The 21,729-nt window shown below is 45.6% G+C and carries 16 protein-coding genes and 2 tRNA genes; 13 read left to right on the top strand and 5 right to left on the bottom strand.

Annotated elements, in window-relative coordinates; genetic code table 11:
- Window positions 1-161 precede the first annotated feature (161 nt).
- The gene (locus tag VJB08_05190) at window positions 162-1,370 is read right to left on the bottom strand and encodes an AAA family ATPase (GenBank protein ID HLD43348.1); all 1,209 of its coding nucleotides are present in this window, start codon (window positions 1,368-1,370) and stop codon (window positions 162-164) included.
- Complete coding sequence (locus VJB08_05185; protein HLD43347.1) at window positions 1,367-1,513, bottom strand: hypothetical protein; 147 nt, start codon at window positions 1,511-1,513, stop codon at window positions 1,367-1,369. Before VJB08_05185 ends, VJB08_05190 begins: the two co-directional genes overlap by 4 nt.
- A 218-nt stretch (window positions 1,514-1,731) precedes the next feature.
- On the opposite strand from VJB08_05185, the gene VJB08_05180 reads away from it, so the two are divergent.
- Complete coding sequence (locus VJB08_05180) at window positions 1,732-3,141, top strand: ATP-binding protein (GenBank protein ID HLD43346.1); 1,410 nt, start codon at window positions 1,732-1,734, stop codon at window positions 3,139-3,141.
- A gap of 180 nt (window positions 3,142-3,321) precedes the next feature.
- Here the strand turns inward: VJB08_05180 and VJB08_05175 are convergent, their stop codons facing one another.
- Window positions 3,322-4,107 (bottom strand): hypothetical protein, encoded by a 786-nt coding sequence (locus VJB08_05175; GenBank protein ID HLD43345.1) that lies wholly within the window; start codon window positions 4,105-4,107, stop codon window positions 3,322-3,324.
- Between the two features lie 51 nt (window positions 4,108-4,158).
- Here VJB08_05175 and VJB08_05170 point away from each other — a divergent pair, with 51 nt between their 5' ends.
- The 3 genes from VJB08_05170 to VJB08_05160 are packed head-to-tail and all read left to right on the top strand — an operon-like array spanning window position 4,159 to window position 11,474.
- On the top strand, window positions 4,159-4,881 hold the full coding sequence (locus VJB08_05170; protein ID HLD43344.1) for a serine protein kinase RIO: 723 nt from the start codon (window positions 4,159-4,161) through the stop codon (window positions 4,879-4,881).
- A 26-nt stretch (window positions 4,882-4,907) separates the two neighbouring features.
- Window positions 4,908-5,441 (top strand): KH domain-containing protein, encoded by a 534-nt coding sequence (locus VJB08_05165; protein ID HLD43343.1) that lies wholly within the window; start codon window positions 4,908-4,910, stop codon window positions 5,439-5,441.
- Between the two features lie 57 nt (window positions 5,442-5,498).
- Window positions 5,499-11,474, top strand: coding sequence for a polymorphic toxin-type HINT domain-containing protein (locus VJB08_05160; GenBank protein ID HLD43342.1), 5,976 nt, complete (start codon window positions 5,499-5,501; stop codon window positions 11,472-11,474).
- Here the strand turns inward: VJB08_05160 and VJB08_05155 are convergent.
- Entirely contained in the window at window positions 11,471-12,406 is a 936-nt protein-coding gene (locus VJB08_05155) for a hypothetical protein (protein ID HLD43341.1), read from the bottom strand. The two genes, VJB08_05160 and VJB08_05155, sit on opposite strands and share 4 nt — an antisense overlap.
- A 147-nt stretch (window positions 12,407-12,553) precedes the next feature.
- Between VJB08_05155 and VJB08_05150 the strand changes: the two genes are divergently transcribed.
- From VJB08_05150 to VJB08_05125, 6 genes are all read left to right on the top strand, one after another.
- Window positions 12,554-13,102 carry a hypothetical protein gene (locus VJB08_05150; protein ID HLD43340.1) on the top strand — a complete coding sequence of 183 codons (549 nt, stop codon included), beginning with the start codon at window positions 12,554-12,556 and terminating at the stop codon, window positions 13,100-13,102.
- 2 nt (window positions 13,103-13,104) lie between these two features.
- The gene (locus VJB08_05145) at window positions 13,105-15,612 is read left to right on the top strand and encodes a putative Ig domain-containing protein (GenBank protein HLD43339.1); all 2,508 of its coding nucleotides are present in this window, start codon (window positions 13,105-13,107) and stop codon (window positions 15,610-15,612) included.
- 164 nt (window positions 15,613-15,776) lie between these two features.
- Window positions 15,777-17,408, top strand: coding sequence for a DNA topoisomerase VI subunit B (locus VJB08_05140; protein ID HLD43338.1), 1,632 nt, complete (start codon window positions 15,777-15,779; stop codon window positions 17,406-17,408).
- On the top strand, window positions 17,395-18,489 hold the full coding sequence (locus tag VJB08_05135) for a DNA topoisomerase IV subunit A (protein ID HLD43337.1): 1,095 nt from the start codon (window positions 17,395-17,397) through the stop codon (window positions 18,487-18,489). Before VJB08_05140 ends, VJB08_05135 begins: the two co-directional genes overlap by 14 nt.
- Before the next feature lie 69 nt (window positions 18,490-18,558).
- Window positions 18,559-19,392, top strand: a complete 834-nt coding sequence (locus VJB08_05130) for a Bro-N domain-containing protein (GenBank protein HLD43336.1) — start codon at window positions 18,559-18,561, stop codon at window positions 19,390-19,392.
- A 46-nt stretch (window positions 19,393-19,438) separates the two neighbouring features.
- A tRNA-Arg gene (locus tag VJB08_05125) sits at window positions 19,439-19,513 on the top strand.
- Between the two features lie 37 nt (window positions 19,514-19,550).
- Here VJB08_05125 and VJB08_05120 read toward each other — a convergent pair.
- Window positions 19,551-19,931, bottom strand: coding sequence for a hypothetical protein (locus VJB08_05120; protein HLD43335.1), 381 nt, complete (start codon window positions 19,929-19,931; stop codon window positions 19,551-19,553).
- 151 nt (window positions 19,932-20,082) lie between these two features.
- On the opposite strand from VJB08_05120, the gene VJB08_05115 reads away from it, so the two are divergent.
- The 3 genes from VJB08_05115 (at window position 20,083) to VJB08_05105 (ending at window position 21,609) form a co-directional block, all read left to right on the top strand.
- A complete protein-coding gene (locus VJB08_05115; GenBank protein HLD43334.1) occupies window positions 20,083-20,934 on the top strand; it encodes a DMT family transporter in 852 nt (283 codons plus the stop codon).
- Between the two features lie 40 nt (window positions 20,935-20,974).
- Window positions 20,975-21,048: transfer RNA gene (locus tag VJB08_05110), tRNA-Cys, on the top strand.
- A gap of 66 nt (window positions 21,049-21,114) precedes the next feature.
- Complete coding sequence (locus tag VJB08_05105) at window positions 21,115-21,609, top strand: hypothetical protein (GenBank protein HLD43333.1); 495 nt, start codon at window positions 21,115-21,117, stop codon at window positions 21,607-21,609.
- The last annotated feature ends 120 nt before the right edge of the window (window positions 21,610-21,729 follow it).

The following is a 21,729-nucleotide window of genomic DNA, read 5'->3' as shown; positions in this document are numbered from 1 at the left end:
CTTGCTATGGGTTCTTCCTTTGAGGATGAGATACTTTTCTGGGTTTTGGATTTCTGTTGGAGGGATGATGATTTCTTTTTCTTTATCTGGTTTCTTTTCCTGCTCTGATAAGTATCTCTTGTAAGCCCCTTCTATTGGTTTCCCGAAAATGGTTTTTTGGATCATTTGGTTTTTTCTGCAAGATTTTGTAAGACGCTCTTCATGAACCCCCATCTTTCTGTGAATTTATCAAGAACCTTCTTATTTCTCTGTCCTGCTTGCACCATATCTATACCTGCTGCGATGAAGTCTAGATTCTGGTCAAATTGGGCTCTTGTTGCATCAATGATCGCGTCCATTGCTGCATAATGGTTTCCGTCGTACTCTGCATTGACCAAAGCCTCATTCAATATTCCAGATTTTGCTGATACGAACTTATAGGCAACCATCATTGATGCAAACGGATCCCGCTCCTTTGCTCCCTTCTCTTGAGTTATTTCATCGAGAGCCTGGCTCAGGGTAATTATAGATTTGGCTGCTCTTGGGGAAATAGGCAGTATCAAAGCAGAGTCTGAGCCTGCCTGATGGCCTTCAACCTTAGCAGGCCAGCCTGACTTTAAGGCTGTTTTGCTTTTTCCGCCTTCCAGGTAATCCAGGCCGTGCCTTAAATACAGGGCAGTGATATATTTTTCAAACGGAACTTCTTTCTGATCCAGCGCCCTATGGGCCTCTACTATTTCCAGTGTTCTGTCTTCTCCGCTTTCTTCGAAGCGAACTCTTGGATTTCTGTCTTTTTTTAAGATCTCGTAGAGGTCATCAGGCTGCTCCATAAAATAATCGGTGTCAATAATCAAATGCATTCTGTCCTTCAATGCCCTTCCCAGCTCATTTGAAGATTCTGTGAATTCCTGGCCAATGTTTCCTGTTGCCATGCCAACACAATACTCAGCGCCAATAGGATAGGCTTTCCCATCAATTTCTATGAATCCGTCAAAGAGGTTGAAGAGCTGGGCCCGGACAGCAGCAACACAGTTTGGCAGCTCATCAACACCAATGAAGTGATAATTGATTTTATCTGTAAGCTCCTTGAATCTTATATCAGAGCCTGAGCTTCGTCCTTCCTGTATTGCTTTTATGAATTTAGGATTGACTTGCTGAAATAGCTCGCGAGTGTCCATATCATTTCTGCCAAGAATAAAAAGAGAAGCGTCTCCGAAGTATTGCATGATGTCCTTCACTAATTGCGTCTTTCCGGGGCCTGTAGTTCCCTGCAAGAACATGTTAAGTTTTCCTCTGAGGGCCGCATCCGCCATATCATTCATATAAAGAGGAACTCCGTTGAGATTTGCTACTTCAGTTGTGTTTTTGTAGTTTTTTAGGCTGAGTGTCATTTTTCAGGCTCCTTGAGAACGCTAATTTTTACTTCAACGATGGTTTTCGGCTTCAGGCCATTCTGCAGGATGCTTGGAATAACAATGACTGCCTGCTTGCCGTGCTTTGCTATCTTCTTGGTTATGGTGTAGGTCCTTTCCATTTTTATGTATGATTTACACATATTTTGAGAACCTTTACGTATTTATAAATGTTTTGTTACTAAGCAGTAACAATAATACTTTTTCTGAAATCCGTTATTCAGTCACCCGACAGTGTAAAACCCGAAAACCTCGAATTCAGGTCAGAAACCATAAAATTCGAAAGATTTATATACAACATTATCTTGTTAATGTTATAACATTATCATGCTAATATAAAGTGGAAACCCGAACATTTTACGATAGAAAACAGGAGATCAAATTGCTAAAAGAAGAATTTGCTAATTTGCAGTCTGGCAAAATGTTCGTTGTATATGGCAGGCGAAGAGTGGGTAAAACCGAGCTCATAAGACAATTCATCAAATCAATTCCTGAAAACAAAATGTATTTTTACGTGGATTTAGTAGAAAAACAGGGGATATTGGATTCCATTTCCAAAACAGTGCAGGAACAGTTAGGCGAAACAAGAAAATTTGCAGATTTCAATGACTTTTTAGATTTCATTGCATTAAAATCAGAAAACAGCTTTGTTTTGGTGATTGATGAGTTTCAAAGATTCCTCGAAGTCTCACCTCAATTCATAACACAATTACAAAACCATTGGGATCAAAAATTAAAGAATAAGAAAATCATGCTTATACTGGTTGGTTCATCAATCGGGATGATACAAAAGATAACTAATAGCAAGGCGGGAGCATTATATGGGGGGGCAACAAGAATAAAAATATCTCCTTTCAAATATGCTGATTTTAGATTAATGTTTAAAGAATTAAGTGAGGAAGAAAGAATAATCACTTACGCAGTATTTGGAGGAACACCCTACTATCTTGAAAAAGTCAAAAAGACAGAGGGGAACATACACAAAAAAATATTTGAACTTTTATTAAAAAAAGGCGCTGAATTATTTGAAGAACCAAAAAACCTGATAGAATACGAGAATGTAAGAATACACGCCAAATATAACTCCATTCTCCAGGCGGCATCTGCAGGCAAAGAAAATGTCAAAGAGATAGGAGATTTTACAGGGATAGACACAAATACTCTGCCGGCATATATCAAAAGATTGGATGAACTGCTAGAGCTGCTTGGAAGAAAAGACCCAGTACTAGGCCAGGAACGGCTTGGCAGGTATGGCTTAAAAGATAACTTCTTTAACTTTTGGTATAAATTCATATTCCCAAACCAAACTGCCCTAAATTTAGGCAACATTAAGATTGCAGAGGAGGATATAAAAGAAAATCTTAATGCCCATACTGGACGAGTATTTGAAGAAATATGCAAAGAATTGCTTATCGGATACATAAACAAAGGATTAAATGGCCATATTATAGATTTTGAGAATATTGGCAGCTGGTGGAACAGAACTGGAGAAGAGATAGATATTGTTGGATATAATCGCAAAACTAGAAGAATATTGGTGGGCGAGGTCAAATGGACTAATGACCCAGCAGATATAAGCGTTGTTGATGACCTTATGAGAAAATCCAAATTTATTAATTTCACAGGAGAATATACATTCTTATTCATTTCAAAAAATGGATTCACAGATAAAGCATCAGAAAGGATAACAGAGATAAATGCAATACATCTGGATTTGAAGGAAATTGGGAGGTTATTTGAGGAGATTTAGAGTGAACCGGATAATTTAGTGATATTAACCTTGCATTTTACAAACACTTCTTACCATCTTTCAATAGCCCTCTCAGTACTTTTATTGTCATGGATCTCTCTTTCAATCTTTAATCTGTACACTTTAGCTATCAGTAGCTTGGAGATGCCATGCATAGAATTTTAGCCAGACTTTTTCACCTTAGCCGGTGTAGTGCATATGAAGGAGTTCAAAGAGTTGAGACCGATAGAATTTTCTGTTCTTTGGCTCCTTCTCAAAAACAGGGCTGATGAATTCTTCTGATACATACTCCCCCAAATCCTTTAGCGTGACCTGCTTATCTGAGTATGTTTGTGCTCCCTCGCCTTTTAGGGCTATTGCACCAAGGTCTTCGAGAGCGCGCATGTGCCTGTAAACATGGAAATGGGTGTATACTGGAGAACGGGCTATTTTCCCATTTTTACGCTTCTGATGAGTTACTCGTTTATAGATTGGATAGAGTTCTTCAGAAATGTCTCTGATGGCCATGGTTGGGTTTTTTGACAGCAGGTAAAGCATGAGAGCGCGATAGTAGATAGCCTCTTTCTTTTCTGAGCGGGGATAGGTGAGAAAAGCAGAGGCATGGAAGTTCAATGTAATCTCTTTGCCCCACCAATCATGAACCCATGGTTCAAGCTCATTGACCAGAGGGGTTGCCCTGACCGCAGCTGCATCTATCTCTTCCTTTTCCCAAAATACAGAGGCAGGCTTTGTGGTTTTGGAAACCAAGCCTATTGAGGCCATTCCCTTGGCACAAAGGTTCCAAGCATAGGATAAGGAACGCTGAGCAAAGAAGGTGTGATAGATATCAGGGTATGCTGCTTCAATTTCCTTGTTTATTTCTGCAGCGGTAAGAGGGGTATGCGGATCTAGGATATACCTCGCTAAAAAATACCTCGGCTCAGCAGCTACAGTTGCAAAGATCTGCATCAATTTTTCGCTCTCCATGCATGATGAGAAGACGGAATGCTTTAAAAAGGAGAGCGTCATTTCAAGGATATGGCACGGATAACACGCGAGAAATTCAAGACTGAGCATACTGTGTTTGATGCGTTCACGAATCGGACCATCTTTAAGCTGCTTTCACAGGGCAATTTTGACGGCCTGATTGGCCCGGTCTCTATGGGAAAGGAAGCGAACGTATTTGTTGCTGCAAAAGGGGACGAAAAAGTCATTTTGAAGATCTATAGGCTGGAGAATGCGGATTTCAACAGGATGTTTGAGTACATCCAGGGCGATCCAAGATTCGAGAATCTCAGGAGAAGCAGGAGACACGTCATCTTTGCGTGGTGCAGAAGGGAATTCAAGAACCTGCTGAAGGCAAGGGAAGCGGGTGTTGAGGCTCCGGTTCCGCTGGCTTTTGCAAACAATGTGATTGTGATGAGCTTTATTGGGAATTCGGAAGCCAGCCCGAAGCTGAAGCACGCTATTCCAGGGCATCCGGCTATTTTTTTCAGGGAGACCTTAAAGGACATAGAGCGGCTTGCTGCTCTTGGATTTGTGCATGGAGATTTATCTGCGTTTAATGTGCTGAATTACCATGAACGGCCTGTGTTTATTGATTTCTCGCATTGCACGGGGGTGAAGAACCCGCGGTTTTGGGAGTTTCTCAGGCGAGATGTGAGAAATATTTGCAGCTATTTTGAGAAGCTCGGGGTCAAGAGCGACCAGGAGAGAATCGTAAAGAGACTTATGCGGATTGTTGAGCGATGTAACATTTAAAAATAATAGGGGGTTTGCAGCTGACTATGGCAGAATATGTGTATGAACTGAAGATACCTAAGGATCGCGTAGCTGTGCTTATCGGGAAGAATGGAGAGGTAAAGAAAAGGCTGGAGAGCACTGCTGAAGTCAAGATAGATGTGGACTCGGAGGAAGGAGACTGCCTGCTGAAGGGAGAGGATGCGCTTGCCCTGTTCACAATGCTTGAGGTTGTCCGGGCCATTGGCAGGGGATTTAATCCTGATACTGCGATGCAGCTGTTCAAGCAGGATTATGTATTGGATGTGATTTCCCTTGGGGAGTTCAGCAAGAACGGCCTTGCCAGGGCCAGAGGAAGGGTTATTGGGGAGAAGGGAAAATGCCGGGAAACAATTGAGACACTGACTGATTCGCAGATTTCTGTGTATGGCAAGACGATATGCATCATCGGACGGGCTGAGAACGTAACATTGGCGAGACGGGCTATTGAGAATCTGCTGAAAGGCAATTCCCATGCGAGCGTCTATAGCTGGCTGGAGAGGCAGAGGAAGAAGTTTGGGCATGAGTTTTTGAGGGGGTAGGGTTTCTGGCCTGCGGGCAACGATAATTATATATAGGTATATTCGAATAAAGAGGCTGTGAAAGACTGCTTTCAGGTCTCAATACGGGGAATTCTGCTGACTTGGCTTGCGAGCATGTTTGTTTTTGGAATTATGAGCCTCCTTGCTGTTCCTAGCCTGGCTGAGCCGAGCGCAAGACTCGCTTATGTATTTGAGGCAAGGCCTGATTCAGAGTTTACAGAGCAGAATGCGGCAAACCTCTGCATGAACAGCCAAGGCCAGAGATGCATTGGGCTGGTTTTCTTTGAGCAGATCCCTGAGTTTAACAGGATCCTCCTTAACCTTGATGTTGTTGATGTTGTTGGAGACAACATTGATGTTGAGATTTATCCTTTAACAGGGAAGCCTGCAGGCAGCCTTACGGCAAATAGTATAAGACCATTCATTCAATTTGGAGAAAATAAAGTAAGGGTAACTCTTGATCGGGATTCTCCTGCCAGCTATAGCATTGATGTTACAAGGGTTGCAAATCCCTATGGTTTTGCTCTTGTTCCTGCGGTTCCTTCATCTACAATAACACCAACCCAGAAATTCATTAGTAGCGCTTCTCTCGATATCCAGGAAGCGATCACTGAATGCGAGCGGCAAGGCATTACCAGGAATCTTGCATACCGGTGCAGTCCGACAGCGTGCACTTCCAATGAGTTTGAGTACTCGTACAGCTGCGGAGCTTTCTCAGGCAAGAGCTGCTGCGGAGAAAGGCCGAGGCAGCGAGAACTCCAAACACAGCAACCGCAAGCTCCTGCAACGCAGGAGGTATCACGGCCTGCTCCTGAAACTGAGGCAAACCCGGCCCAGGCTCCAGTTCCGGAATCACCTTCAACAAGCGCAAGCCCAGTTAGCCAGCCTCAAGCTCCTGCAACGCCTTCAACGAGCCCAGAGTCTCGAGTCCAGGCAACAGGTCCGAGTAGTCCGGATCGGCAACCTTCCGGCCGGCCGGCCACGCGAGCAGCACCTTCATCAGATGTACGACAAGCTGATCGTGAGAGGCAGTTTCCAGGAGCACCCTCTCATGTTTCTCCTGCCGCATATCAGCTTGAGGCTCCTGAACAGGCCGAAAGTGAATGCGAGCTTGTTTCTGCAAGGTGGGAAGGTGCAGGAAGGCCAGGAGCAACCATAGATGTTATAGATGTTTTTGAGGGAAGTGCTGTGTCCCTTGTTGCAGGGGCAGAGAATTGCGAGAATCAGGAGATCGAATTTCATATTTTTGAGAGAGGTGTCTTTGGTTGGGGGAATGCGCCTGTTGGGTCTGCGCCTTCTGCAATTGTCCAGAATGGGAGAGCAGAGGCGATCTGGACTGCGGAATACCAGGAAGATGGCTTTCTTCAGGGAAGGCCTGAATTTATGTTTACTGTGAGGCAGGGAAATGGGGGAATGAGCAGGGATTCTGAGAATCTGATTCGGGTCGGGCATTTGGAGAATCCGCTTGTTCCTCTCCAGGGATGCGTTCCAGAGAGCTGCGGTTTGGGTTTGGAGGCGACATATGGCGATGATGCTCTTGAGGGGGTAAATCTCTTTTTGGGGGCGTTGGAGAGGGCTGAGAATGTCTTTTCAATAGAGGGAATTACGTTTAACCTGAGCCTTGATTTGTTTTACAGCAGGAAAAACCTCAAATTGCCATCTGAGATGGGGGGAGATTGGATTATTAACAAGCCGTTTATGATTGAAAATGAGCCTGGCCAATTCATTCTTTTCCTTGATGGAGATCATTTTCAGTTGATTGGACAGGACGGAATTTATTATATGTATAATGACCCGAATACAAGAATACGATTTGATGGGAGATCCTGGTCTATTGAGTTCACCAATGGGCATAGATACGTCCTCGCCCATCAAACAACAGTTGGAGAGCTGAGAAGGTGGGACATCAGCGAGATGCGGTTTGGGAATAATGCAGTTGCTTATGAGTATGAGGATAAGGTGTATGCATTGGAAAACAAGGATGAACAGAGGTATCAGGCAGAGATTTCTTATCTCAAGAGGATTACTGATGAAGTAGGGAGGGCTGCTGTGTTTTCGTACAGGACAACTGTGTTGAGGGACGGCGCTGGATTTCCTTTCTCTGTGCTCGATGCTGTAGAATTGACGGACCCTAATGGAGCTGTGGTTAGAAGATATGAGTTTCAATATAACAGAATGCTGGCAGGCGTGGATCAGGTGAGTTTGGAAGGAGATCAACGGAGAACTCTGCTGAGTTTCGGGTATTACGGAGACGGCAGGCTGGCACAGATAACAAACGAGTTTGGCGGAACGGCTTCCTTCTTTTATACGGGCGATAGAGTTTCTGGGGTAACAGTATTCAATGGTGTCCATCCTGCTGCGTACCTGATTTCGTATAGCTCCGGCGATTTGGTTTTTTCGACACGAGTACGAGAGCGGGGGAGGGGCTCTATTACCTACGTCTTTGGCGCAGACACTGAAAGGAAAGGGTTACTTAAAGAACAGATCTTCTCTAAGGAGGATGGAAGCGAATTATCAAGGTTCTCATTTGAGTATGATATCAGCCATGAGGGCGATCCTTATTATCAAAATCTTGTGTCTGAGCGGCACCAGGAAGGCGTTCTGGCGATCTCAACCGAGTACAGTGATTTCTTTAAAGGAAAGCCGCAGCGAATCCTGCAGTCGGGTTTTGAGGATGCTGCCGATGACGACATTATTGTTTCTTTGGAGTATGATCCTGGAACACTGCTTATTGAGAGATATCTGGAAGAGGATGGCGGCAGCGGAGCGCTGCTTTATCTGGAGGAGTATGCTTATACTCCCAATCATCTTATTGAAGAAATAAGAACCTGTGCCGATGCATCGGAGGCATCTGATGGCATCTGCGAGAGATGGATTGTTTATGGGTACAGATATGATGATAAACTGAGAGAGATTGAGCAGAGAGTTTCTTATGAGCAGGATGGGGCAGCAACTGCATCAAGATCGTTATCCTTTGTATACGAGCAAGCACATGAGCAAGAAGCAGTTTTTCCTTCAGCATCAAGGTATGGGGGGGACCTTCTTATTTCTGATACGTATGACCCCCTCAATCAGCTCCTTTCTACAGACTACCCTGTGGAGAGCTCATTCCAGTATGATGAGTTTGGTTTTTCAACTTCTGTTCAATCTGCATCAAGCCATACCAGCTATGCGTATGACTTTGATTCGGATCCTGTGCATATGCGTGTAGAAGAGTCTATTAACGATAACTCTGAGCGAGCAACTGATGTCTATTTTGAAGGCACAGGAGATGTGCTCCGGCTTTCTGTTCCTTACCAGCCGGGATTCCGGCTTCGGTATACCTATCAGGCAGATATTGGGCCGGATGGGCTTCTTCATGCAGCCAGCATAGGATCATCAGAAGGCACGAGGGATTATGAGCCAGAGGTCTTGTATTTAGAGTCCACTGCATACTCTATGGAGTATTCAGATGACATGTTTAAGGATCCTGAGTCTGTTGGGAGGGGCGATAGCGCTTATCAGATGTCTAGAACATTAGATTCCCGCACATTGACGCTGCCAACAGGGTATACTATTATTGAAAGCCTGGGTGCGTATGGCGAGGTTCAGAGAAGATCCTACGGGGGCTCTGAAGAGTATAGTGTTGCTTATGATCTCGACAGGCCGAGTCATACGTTGACTGTTACGAGAGAAAGCATCAGAAAAGTGTTAACATTCAACCTTATTGGCCAGGTTGTTTCGGACAAGACGTTCAGCAACGGCGAATTGGTGAGCGAGATTATGCTTGAATACGATCTGTTTGGGGAGGTTTCTGCTGCAGAGTATATTGTGGATGGAGAAGTGAGACGCAGCGTTCAGATGGAGCGTGATGATGCAGGCAGGTTGGTGTATTATGATGATGGGTCAGATACGCTGGCAAGCAGGTATGCTAATAACCAACTGGATTCTGTGACTGACAGAGGAAGGCTAAGGGATATTCGGTATGATGGGGATACTGTGAGCTACTATGACGGATACGCTGTCTCTTATGATGGTGTTGGGAGGATTATACATGTGGTTGACAGAAGGGGCGACGAATATGCCCTTGAATGGGATAGCATTGACAGGCCAATACGGATTACTAAACTTCGGGAGGGGGTTTTCAATGTAGAAGTAAGGCATACCTATTATCCTTGGGGGATTCGGCAAACAGAGTCTTCAGATGGAAGCGCTGTTTTTGCAACCGTTGATTATACGTATGATGAGGATCATACCCTCATCAGGATAGATTCTACTGACAGGAGGGATGGCTCTGCAGCAGTGATGGAGTTTAGTGCGCTTGGGGAGATTACCAGAGTAGATGATAATGGCAATGAGTATGTATTTTCTTATGGGCCACCTCATAAGCTGAGATCGATCAGGTATCCTGATGACTCAATCGTTGATCAGGATTATATTGATGAGTTGGAGAGTTATGCAACCAGAGATGAAACCGGAGAGATTAGCGCTATAGACCACCCTGATGAGATAGAGGCTCTTGTTCCGCAAAGGGACCAGATTGCTGCGGATGATTTCTTGGATGGATTGCTGGGGTCTGTCGGAGCGATAGAGCTGAAGGATGCTGGCAGCGGATTATCAGGGGACTGGATTGGGTCTGGGCTAGCCATCACAGGGGCAGCTGTCGCAGGCAGTCCTGATTGTTTGGGCCAGGATCCAGGCCTTCCGGTTTGCGAGGACCATTGCACAGAGTATCGCGGAAGATTCAATGATTATGATGGCCAATTGCGCATCATGGGCCTTGGCAGAAAATTCCAATGCGGAGAATTGGGAGGAGAGATGATTCCTGGCTGGTCTCCTGCCCAGCAGCTTATTTGCTGTGTGCAGTATGTTGATACTGAGTTTGGAGATGATTCTATTGAAGAATTCCCCCCTTATGAGGTCATGCTGGAGCCAGGCTGCCGTGTAGAATGCACTGATGAGCATGGAAAGGAAATCGATTACCTAACGCCTTTCGAACACTATAACCCCTGTAATAAAGAGGTGATCGGATACCAATCCTGGACTACAATTCAAAAATGCGAGAGTTGGGTGGTTGACATTGCGCTGTCTATTGCTGAGGGAGTAGTATATGATACTGGAAAGATGCTTCCCTGGAAGTGGGATGAATGGTATCGTGATGTGGAAGATGCTTATTTTAAGTTCCAAAGCGACGACGGATTCTGGAATTATGCTGATTATTTGGGAAATCTTTTCTCCGGTCCTGGAGGTCTGGTAACCGGAGGAGCAGGCAGAGGAGTAAGTTCTGTTTCTTCGCTGTATAAGCAGGGAGCGAAGGCGTTTGTGAGGAACCTGGCTGAGAGGGGTTCGGGTGCGATGAGGAATCTCGGCAGAAGTTTTAGAGAATTACCCGGGGACTTTTTCAATCGCAGGCCCGCATTTGCTGGCTGCAGCAGTTTCTTGGCTGGAACTGAGGTAGAGACTTCTGAAGGGAAGAAGGCTATTGAAGAGCTGCGGGCTGGGGATATTATTCAATCTTATTCTATTTCACAAGAGCAGGAAAACAAGAACGTTGTGACAGAGGTTATTAGAGGGATGGGGAATTCTTATTTGATTCTGCAGTATGGCAACCAGCAGATCGAGACTACAGGGGATCATTTGTTCTTTACAGGAAAGGGATATACGCCGGCTGAATTGCTAGCTCCCGGGGATACAATCTTTGTTCTTGAAAACGGCAGTCTTGTTCCAACTGAGGTTACTGATATTGAGACAGTTAACGAAAAGGTAAGGACGTATAACCTTGAAGTGAAGGGGGATCATAATTACTTTGCGAATGGCGCTTTGGTGCATAACATAGGATGCCCCACAACCCCGGGTCCAAGGACTATTTCTCAGAGGGGCGCAGAAAGGGAAATAAGGGCAAATCGTTATCATCTTGGCGATAGACCAAATGTTCCAGCATCTCAGGTTTCGAGTAGCCCTGAGCCTCCATCTACGACACGTTTAGGCCTTACAGACCCAAATGACAAAAAAAAGCTATTGCATTTGCTTAACCTACTAAGAGGCGGAGGTTAATTGTTCTTAGCAGTTAATCTTTTTCTGATGGCATCTTTAAGCTTGCTTGCCTCCAGAATGCCTTTTGAATTCTCAACGTATTCCTTAACGGTTTTGCTGGAAGGTAATTGTTGCATATCCAAAGACTGCAGTATCCTTTGATAGTTTCTGGCTAGATTTGCAAATGCATCGCCTGGAGAAACGTTAATGTTGAACATGGGGGGAGATCCTATCTCAAGGCCTGCAATGAGGATCTCACTCTCAAAATAATCGGGATCTGATGCTGGATTTGCAAATAATCCCAATTGCTGCGACGCAAAGGGAAGCAGGGATTGTGGAACGTCTGGGCATTCCTTTGCTTTGACGTCTTGGCTAACCACGAATTGCTGCCCAAAGCTAATTAATGCCTGCTGCGAGTTTGATTGAGTAAAGGGGGGGACAGCGTATTGGATCCATCCGGTCTTTGAGTTAAATGAGAAGAAATCATTTCCTTTTTCCTCATGCCTTCGATCCCGAAATAGAGGCGGCTCATAATCAAATACTTCATCCTCAAGGAACGGGATAATATAATCAAGCGCCTTCTGCACATTTGTAAGCGGGCTCTGCACAATTCCTGCATTGAGGACTGCCTCTTCAGGATTAAAGCGCCACAGTTGTTCTGCTGGATACCCTATCAGCTTCTCAAGAAAGGATGGGCCTGCTTCAAGGCCCCTCTCTGAGAATTCATGCACTGCCTGTGCATATCTGAAGAGTTTATTTGCAGCAAACGCAAGATAGAGGTAGGTTCCCTTCAATTGAGGGGCAAGTTTTTTTGTTGCGTCCATAAATACATTCCAAGAGCCTCGATCAAAGTGATAGATATTATCGGTTTTCCAGCCATTCTTTGAAACGAGATCCTTAAAAAGAGCGTTGTATTCCCGGATTTGGGGGTTTGCTGTTTTTTCTAAAGCCATGGCTGATTCTCCAGAGCTGGTAGGAACTACCCCTTTATAAATGTTTCGTTACTAAGGAGTGGTTATTATGCTTGCTTTTAGAATCTAAATGTTTAAATACTCTAAAAATGGAGGGTTGATGCGCCTTTTACCAAATCAGCGAAACCGATGAAAAAAGCATCCCTGCAACTGTCAATCAATGCTATTGTTGTTTTGATATTGGCTATTACGATGCTTGGCCTGGGACTGGGATTCATGAGGAATCTTTTTAGCTCGGGGGAGAAGCAGTTTGAAAGGGCATCTGATGCTGTAGAAAAAGAGGTTCTGGAGCAGATAAAGGAGTCTGGAAAGAATATCGAGTTTAACAGGCCTGTGATTAAGGTTAAGGCTGGAGAGAAGGAGCAGGTTTGGCTAGGGTTTCAGAATAAGGGTGATGCACCTATAGGCTATCTGATAAAGAGCAATGAGAAGAGTTCTATTGGGGCCAATGCTTGCGATGATTTAAGGATTGGGTCTTATAACTCTGTTATCACAATTCCTCCAAAAGAAGTTTTTGTTTCGCCTGTAACAATAGAGCCTGGAGCAGCAATGGATAAAGGAACGTGTGTTGTGCAGATGGAGATATGCACGCCAGTTGATAGTAGAGGAGCACAGACTTGTAACATCGTTGAATCTACCGAGTATAACCAAGTCCATCTAACTGTTGAGGTGATTTAAGGATGAAAACAAAAATCGGAATATATGCTATCTTCTTTTTGGTGCTGGCTGCGCATGTTCTAGCAGCTGAAGAGCAGGCAACGCTTGCATATGTCTTTGAGGCAAGCCCTCAGTCAGAGTTCACCCGGACTAATAATGCCAATCTCTGCATGAATGGTCAGGGAAAAAGATGCATTGGCTTGGTGTTCTTTGACCAGATTCCTGAGTTCAACAGGATTTCTCTTGAACTCAGAGTCATTGATGTTTTCTCTGGTAGTCCAATGGGTGTTGATATCTATCCTTTGACAGGAAGGCCAAGCAGGCTTACAGCGGATACTATCAAACCGTTTATACCCTTTGGGAGCGATAAAGTAACTGCAACTCTTGATCGTAATTCTCCTGCTGCCTATAGCATAGATGTAACGCGGATAGCAAACCGTTATGGCTTTGCTCTGGTTCCAACCTCCACTCAGGTAAACCAGAAACTGATCAGTGTGGCTTCTCTTAATATCCAGGAGGCAATAACTGAATGCGAGCGGCAAGGCATTACCAGGAATCTTGCATACCGGTGCAGTTCGACAGCGTGCACTTCCAATGAGTATGAATACCAGTACAGCTGCGGAGCGCTTTCAACGAGGAAGTGCTGCGGGGAAAAGCCACCGCAAGCTGCTGCAACGGAGGAGATGTCGCGGCAGACTCCAAGCCAGGAACTACGTGCGAGCCTTATCTCCCATGCTGAAAGGAGTACTGTAACTGTGTTTGCCGGAACTGCGTTTATCGTGCAGGGAAGAGGCGAGCCTTTGGATGCAGTAAGAGGCTATCGCTGGGAAATCTTTAACCGAGGAGGAGGCCGCGCAAGCCTGCGGGATGTAGGAGCCCTCAGTTCAGCAATGCAGCAAGTCAGCGATGGAACTCCGCTGCCGGTATGGTTTGATTACAGGCCTACGCTAATCTTCAGGCGGGCTGGCAGCTATGAGGTCAGATTTTCAGTGAAGGATGCAAATGAAGTATGGAGCGAGCCTGCACTATTCTATGTAGAGGCCAGCAACAGGGTAACAGCAGAGTACACAAGTGAAAATCCTCCGGTGTTTTCAAATGCAGCTCCTGAGTTCAATGAGAGATCATTCAATGGGAGGGAAGCTGTTCACGGCCAGATTTCAGGCAGACCGAACGCCCAGATTACATTTACAATAAGCGCCAGCGATCCGGATAATGACGTGGTTACCTACGGAATCTCAGGCCCTGAAAATGCAAGGATTGATCGAAGTACAGGAGAATTTTCCTGGACTCCGTCAAACACAGGGACATATAGTGTAGAGATACGAGCTTTTGACGGAAGGGATACTGCCTCAAAAAGCATCAGTATTGTTGTTGAGGAAGCTGCAATTGCCGCGCCTGCCTCACAAGATACGGAAGATGGAAGTATAGAAGGAGTGATATCTCCTGCAAGCCAGCCTCTAAGAGCAATCATCACATCGCACCGGGACGGCAGAACTGTAAGGATTCAAAGAAACGATGGCATTACTGTACATGGAAGGAGCGAGCCAGCTGATGCAGCAAAAGGATACCGCTGGGCTGTGTTTACATCAGGAAACACTCCGGCAGATCCAAGAGATGTTATAAACCTTAATGAGAGAATCAGGCAGGCAACTACAACTACACAAACGCCTAAAACCGTATGGTTTGACCGATCCCCCAACCTTCAGTTCAGAGGGCCAGGACGTTATGAAGTCCGCTTCTGGGCCAGAGACACACCGCTTAACGCGCCTGCCTCAACTCCGGTCCACTGGAGCGATCCTGCCAGATTCTCAGTTATTGTCAACAGCCCGCCTCTATTCCTCGGAACAGCAATGAACGGCCAACAGGCTATTTCAAGCCCGCTTTTTTTCAGAGCAAACCAGCCAAGGACATTTAGCATCAGCGCTTTTGATGCTGACGGTGACACCCTCTCTTATGCTCTGGTTGGCCTTCCTGGGGCGACTCTTAATTCTGCTACAGGAGAATTTTCCTGGACTCCGTCAAGTGCCGGGAGATATGAAGACGTTGAGATCAGAGCATCGGACGGGAGAGAATCTGCTGTATCAAGGCTAATAGTGATTGTGGAGCAGAGCGGAGCGCAGTCGCAACAGATTGAGCAGACTTTGCCGCTTATTGCCCAGTTAACGTCTCTTGTGAATGGAGCCAGGGTTACCGGATCCGCAGGGTATATGACCCCTCCGATAACCTTGAGGGCTGCTGATGAAAGAAGGATCGCTGGAACTCGAGTTGCTGTTTTCAAGAGGAATGCTGAGGGTGTTTTTAGGTTGGCGCCTCTTGGGTCAGCGGAAAATGTAAGAGGAGATCAAAGCAAGGTGAAGCAGGCAACGAACACTGCAGGGCAGATAATAGGCCCAATCTGGTTTGACGCATGGAGTAATGACGGCCCTGTGATTAAATTCAACCAGCCTGGCGAGTATGAGCTGCGCATGGCTATCAAAGGTCTTGATGGCGTATGGAGCAGGGCTGTTGTTGTGACGTATATCATCAGCTGATCAGTATTGCTTTTGATAGGTTACCGGGATTCCTGGAGTGTGTAAGTCTTACCGGGATGTCTTACCGGGATTAATGGAAAAGTTCTCAATTATGCCCCCAAGCAGAGAAAGATTCCGGCCTCATAACCTAAACATTTTTAAACAAATCGTGAAGTGTTCTACCTATGGCAAGCGCAGCCCAGGAGATGGCATTAAAGCAGAGAGAGATTTCCATATCCCAATTCTTTGAGAAGAACCGGCATCTGCTCGGATTTGACAACAAGAGAAAAGCCTTGATGACCACTATTAAGGAGGCTGTGGATAATTCGCTCGATGCCTGCGAGGAAGCAAGGATTCTCCCTGAAGTCTCTATTGAGGTTATTGATATGGGGAATGACCGCTACCGGGTCATTGTTGAGGATAACGGGCCGGGGATTGTGAAAGCCCAGATTCCGAAGATATTTGCCAAGCTCCTGTATGGAAGCAAGTTCTTTAAACTAAGCCAGTCGAGAGGCCAGCAGGGCATCGGGATCAGCGCGTCTGTCCTTTATGCCCAGCTCACGACAGGAAAGCCTGCAAAGATTCTGTCAAAAACAGGGAAAAATGAGCCTTGCCATTACTATGAGCTCCATATCGACACCCAGCACAATGCTCCGGAGATTGTCAAGGATGAAACAAGGAGCTGGGAGAAGGAGCATGGAGTCAGGATTGAGCTTGAGCTTGAAGGGGATTATGTAAGCGGAACCCAGTCTGTGGATGAGTATCTGAAGGAGACTGCTATTGCGAATCCGCATGTCACGATTGTGTATACAAATCCGAAAGCCCAGCAGATCATATTTCCCCGAGCTGTCAGCACGCTTCCCCCCATGCCAGCAGAGATCAAGCCTCATCCCTATGGGATTGAGCTTGGGATTATGCAGAAGATGCTGAAGGATACGGAAAGCAGGACGTTGCAGTTGTTCCTCAGCTCAGAGTTCTCCAGGGTTGGATCTGGGACTGCAAAGCAGATCTGCGAGAATGCTTCGCTGCTGCCGAACACAAAGCCCGGTGAGATGAGCAGGGAGATGGTTGAGAAGCTCATGGAAGGCATCAAGAAGACAAAGCTCATTGCGCCTCCAACTGACTGCATCTCTCCCATCGGAGCAGAGCAGCTCGAGAAAGGATTAAGGAAAGAGGTTAATGCTGAATTTTATGCAACAGCATCAAGGCGGCCATCAGTATACAGGGGAAACCCTTTTGTTGTGGAGGCAGGCATCGCCTATGGCGGATCTCAGGGAGCTGAGGACACTGTCCGGCTCCTGCGGCTTGCAAACAGGGTTCCTTTGCTGTACCAGCAGGGAGCCTGCGCCATCACCAAATCTGTTATCAGCACTGCATGGAAAGATTATGGATTGAACCAGAGCAGGGGAGCTTTGCCGATAGGCCCAGTCACCTTAGTTGTGCACCTTGCTTCGGTGTGGGTGCCTTTCACATCAGAGTCAAAGGAGGCTATTGCCCATTATCCTGAGATTGTAAAGGAAGTAAAGCTTGCTCTCCAGGAGGTCGGAAGAAATCTGGCAAGCTATGTGAGCAAGAAGAGAAGGGTGCAGTTCGAGGGCAAGAAACGGGATTATATCAGGATGTTCATCCCGCATGTTGGAGAGGCGCTGAAGGAACTGATTGGGCTCAAGCAGGATGAAGAAAAGAAGGTTGAGGAGCTCTTGGCTACGATTCTTGAGAGCAAAAGGGGGGAGTTGGAAAAGGTCGAGATGGAGAATCCCGAGTATGACGAGGAATTCGCGAAGATAGGCTCAGGTGAGGATGATGAAGACCAGTAAAAATGTTGCAGAGGAGATCGAGAAGATCGCAACTGAGAATGTCTACAAAAAGATCCTGAAGAAGCAGCTTCCCCAGCTTGAGATGCCGCTTCGCGCACTGACCAATGTCAAGTATGACCCAAAAGAAGGATATTTTGAGCTTCTTGGGAAGATGAAAAGCAGGACCCTGACTGCATCCACGATAAAGACCTTTGCGCAGACTCTCAGGATGATGGCGCATGCGAAGACAATCGTCCAGACAGATGACATCACGACCAAGCGAGAGATGTATTACATCTCAAAGAACTGGGCTGAGGCTGCGTTCAGCGAGCAGCCGGAATCCGATATGGTGATGGAGGATATTGAGGCGATGATGCAAGTCAACAGGGAGCAGATCGGATTCATCCCTGAAGAGAAGGGAGGGGAGATTGCAGGAAAGCTGATCGTGGTTGACAAGGATCCGGATACAGGGAAAGATCTCAGGATTGACTGCACCAAGTTCGGATCAGGCGCGTATTCCATCCCTATCTCGGTCGAACACCTGAAGTTTGAGACTGATGCAAAGTTTATCCTGGCGATTGAGACTGCAGGTATGTTCCAGAGGCTTGTAAAGCACAATTACTGGAAGAATGCGAACTGCATCCTTATTTCGATGGGAGGGGTTCCGACACGGGCATTGCGCAGGTTTATCCGCAGGCTGAGCGATGCAAAAAAGCTTCCTGTCTATGTGTTTACCGACTGTGATCCTTACGGATTCTTCTCAATCTACAGGACACTGAAAGTAGGCTCAGGAAATGCAGCACATATCAATGAGTACTTCTGCGTTCCCAGCGCAAAGTTTCTGGGAGTGACTCCGCAGGATATTATTGACTATAAACTGCCAACGCATCCTCTCAAGGAGGTTGATTTCAAGAAGATAAAAGACGTGATTAAGAACGATCCGTTTGCAAAACACCATAAAGAATGGCAGAAGGCCCTTAACCAGCTGAGCCAGATGAAAGTAAGGTCAGAGCAGCAGTCGCTTGCAAAATGGGGGCTGAACTATGTTATTGAGAAATACCTTCCTGAGAAGATTAAGAAGCCTGAAACCTGGCTGCCATAGGCCGTTCTCTCACTCATCACTGGACAACCTCGCGTGAAGTATATAAAGGGATGAATCTACCCTGTGCGAATGGACGCAGAAAAGGCGTTAGTAGTATTCCAAGGCAAGAATATACGAAGAGTGTGGCATAATAATGAGTGGCACTTCTCAGTGGTTGATGTAGTCTTTGCGTTGACGGATAGCAAAGATGCTAAGGATTACTGGTATCAGCTTAAAAAACGAGAGGCAGAGCAGGGTATTGAGTTATCGACAATTTGTCGACAACTGAAATTGCCTTCAGAGGATGGTAAGTATTATGCAACTGACTGCGCAAATACAGAATCCATGTTCAGGATAATACAATCAATCCCTTCTAAAAAGGCAGAGCCTTTCAAGCAATGGCTGGCTAAGGTCGGCTATGAGCGCATTCAAGAAATAGAGAATCCAGAACTCGCTCAAAAGCGGATGAGGGCAATATACAAAGCAAAAGGGTATTCAGATGACTGGATAGAAAAGCGGGTTAGGGGGACTGCAATACGGGATGAACTCACGCATGAATGGGACAAAAGGGGTGTTAAGACAAATAAGGAATATTCCATACTAACGTCTGAGATTTCTAAAGCGACCTTTGGCTTGACTCCTAACAGATATAAGAAATTCAAAGGCTTAAAGAGAGAAAACCTGAGAGACCATATGAACGATCTGGAACTGATTTTTAGTATGCTCGGCGAAGCCTCTGCAACGAAAATAGCCAAGAGGAAGGAGGTGTTTGGATTTGATCAGAATAAAGCCGCTGCAAAAGAGGGCGGGACCGTAGCAGGGGTAGCAAGAAGGGAGCTGGAGAAGAGGAGCGGGGAGAAGGTCGTTAGCTCTGAGAATTATCTTAATGAGGTTGAATCCGCAAAGAGGATTTCTAAGAAGTGAATGTTTTTGAAACATTTATAAAGCTCCTATGAACCTTTGAGGATATGGGCCAGTAGCTCAGTCTGGACAGAGCGCCTGCCTTCTAAGCAGGAGGTCGGGAGTTCAAATCTTCCCTGGCCCGTAGATTGACAAAAGGGACTAGGAAAGTCAAGGGATGCTCATTCCCTTCTCTTTTCAAGAATTTTTATCTCGTTATTGTAGCTGAAGTAAATGATGTCATCGCCCTCAGAGAGCTCTCCCAGGGACTCATCAACTGCAGCATCAAAGGTCTCGAATGATACAGGATCCATGATCTGCACTCCTGCAGGGTTCTTTGCAATGACTGTCGCGTGCTTCTTCTGGATGTCAAGTTTCTCCACTTTGTCTCCATGGCTGAAGGTAAACTGCTTTTCTCCGCCTCCCTTGATGCTCTTGGCGTAGAATTTGAGCTTTGTATGCGAATGGGTTCCTACTGCAACAACTTCCCTTCGCGTGACCTGGAGGATGATTCCATTGAGAAGAAAGAAGTCTCCTCTCTGAAGCTCTGATGCAGAGGCCATGGCTGAGATGGAACTGATGAGGTTTTTAATGGTTGTGGTAGGCTCGGCATACGCGGTAATTCGCCTGGTTAAACAAAGGTTCAGGATAAGTTCTCAGTATGGCGGGATACCAGAAACTTATATATATAATAACCCGGCAATGTGCTGAGGTATGAGTTTGAACCCTTATCTTGCAATATTTTTTGCCGCTACAATCGGAGGATCAAGCGGCGTTTTCATTAAGCTCCTGAACCTTCCCTCAACGTCTATCACCTTCTTTCGAGTGTTTGTCCCTGTGGTGATCCTTTTAGGTTATTTTGGATGGAAGAGAGTACGGGTCTTTCATGGAAATTATTGGATCATGCTGGTTGCGTCTGCATTGAATGCCGCAAGAATGTTTCTTTATATGGTCGCATACCTGTATACCTCCATTGGAAATGCGGTCATCATCTTGTTTACATGGCCAATTTTTGCGACATTGTTTGGCATGCTGCTGTTAAAGGAGAGGGTAACTAAAAGAACAGCACTGCTTATTGGCGTAGCGTTTCTTGGGATTATGATTATGTATCTGAATAAAGAGATAACCTTTGGGAACAGGGATGTCATCGGAATGGGAGCTATGCTCTTGTCTGCAATCATCTTCTCGCTCACTGCAGTTATTTTCAAAAAAGAGTTAAAAAATTACACCAAAACAGAGACGATATTTTACCAAAATCTTCTGGGTGCAGTAGTTTTTTTGCCATTCATATTTATCAATGAGCCATTGCCGACACTTACCCAGACAATCATTGCCTCGATATACGGTTTTTTGGTGGGTATTGCGGCTTTCCTATTATTTTTCTTTGCACTGAAAAGGCTGCCCATGAACCATTTCTCGCTGTTCACCTATTGGGAGGTTCCCGCTGCGCTGATTTTTGGTGCAGTCTTCTTCAGAGAGGCAATCACAATAGATATGATTATCGGTGGAACGTTAATCCTTATTGCCGGGATATCATTAAGAGAGAAGGAAGCTGCTCCTGACTAACAACAACTTATTTAAACACACTTCTTTTTCTGGGATATGCGCGAGGGTACCCAAGCGGCCTAAGGGGATCGCCTGCAGAGCGATTATTCATGGGTTCGAATCCCATCCCTCGCTTTATATTTCTAATGGAAAGCGTGTTTAACAAACCTATAAAAGGCAGAGGGATGAGAGGCACGCTATATGGCAGAAAACGATATATACGACAGTAAGGGTAAATATGAGAGATTTAAGGCAAATTTGAAGCAATTCTTAATCCCCCCAGGTGAGAATGACAGGAAAAGGAAATATTACTGCAATAACGAAGAGAATCTGGTCTATTTTAGACACTTATTTAACAAATTTGAGGCTAAGGACTTAAGCTATGTAAGAAGGAATAGGCTTCTAGAGAGCAGGAGGATGGTTTGCCATGTCGCTGAAAAGAACCTTAAGGGGTTAGATAGGGAGGATATAGACAAACTAGTGACTTATATGCACAGTGCCTATAAGACACCCAAAAGTAAGAGTGACTTTATTCGTGATATTAAGCACATGTGGAAGATTCTCTTTCCTGAGAAGGATGAGAAAGGCAGAATAGAGGACTCTCTTGTACCTTATCCAGTACGTCATTTAAGCCCAAAAACAGAAAAATCCAGAGAGAAAAGGCGGAATGATAAAGTGACCTCCTCCCCGCCCTAAAGGGCGGGGCTTCCTGCGCTAACTGAACACCACGTTGTGGTGTGCTTCCTGATTCTTGATATAGGCCTCACAAACGGCAAGATCATTCACTCCTACCGTCGCTGAATAACTGCTCGGCGC

Source organism: Candidatus Nanoarchaeia archaeon (genome assembly GCA_035290625.1).
Taxonomy (GTDB): Archaea; Nanobdellota; Nanobdellia; order Woesearchaeales; family DATDTY01; genus DATDTY01.
This window is presented reverse-complemented; position numbering and strand designations above follow the sequence as displayed.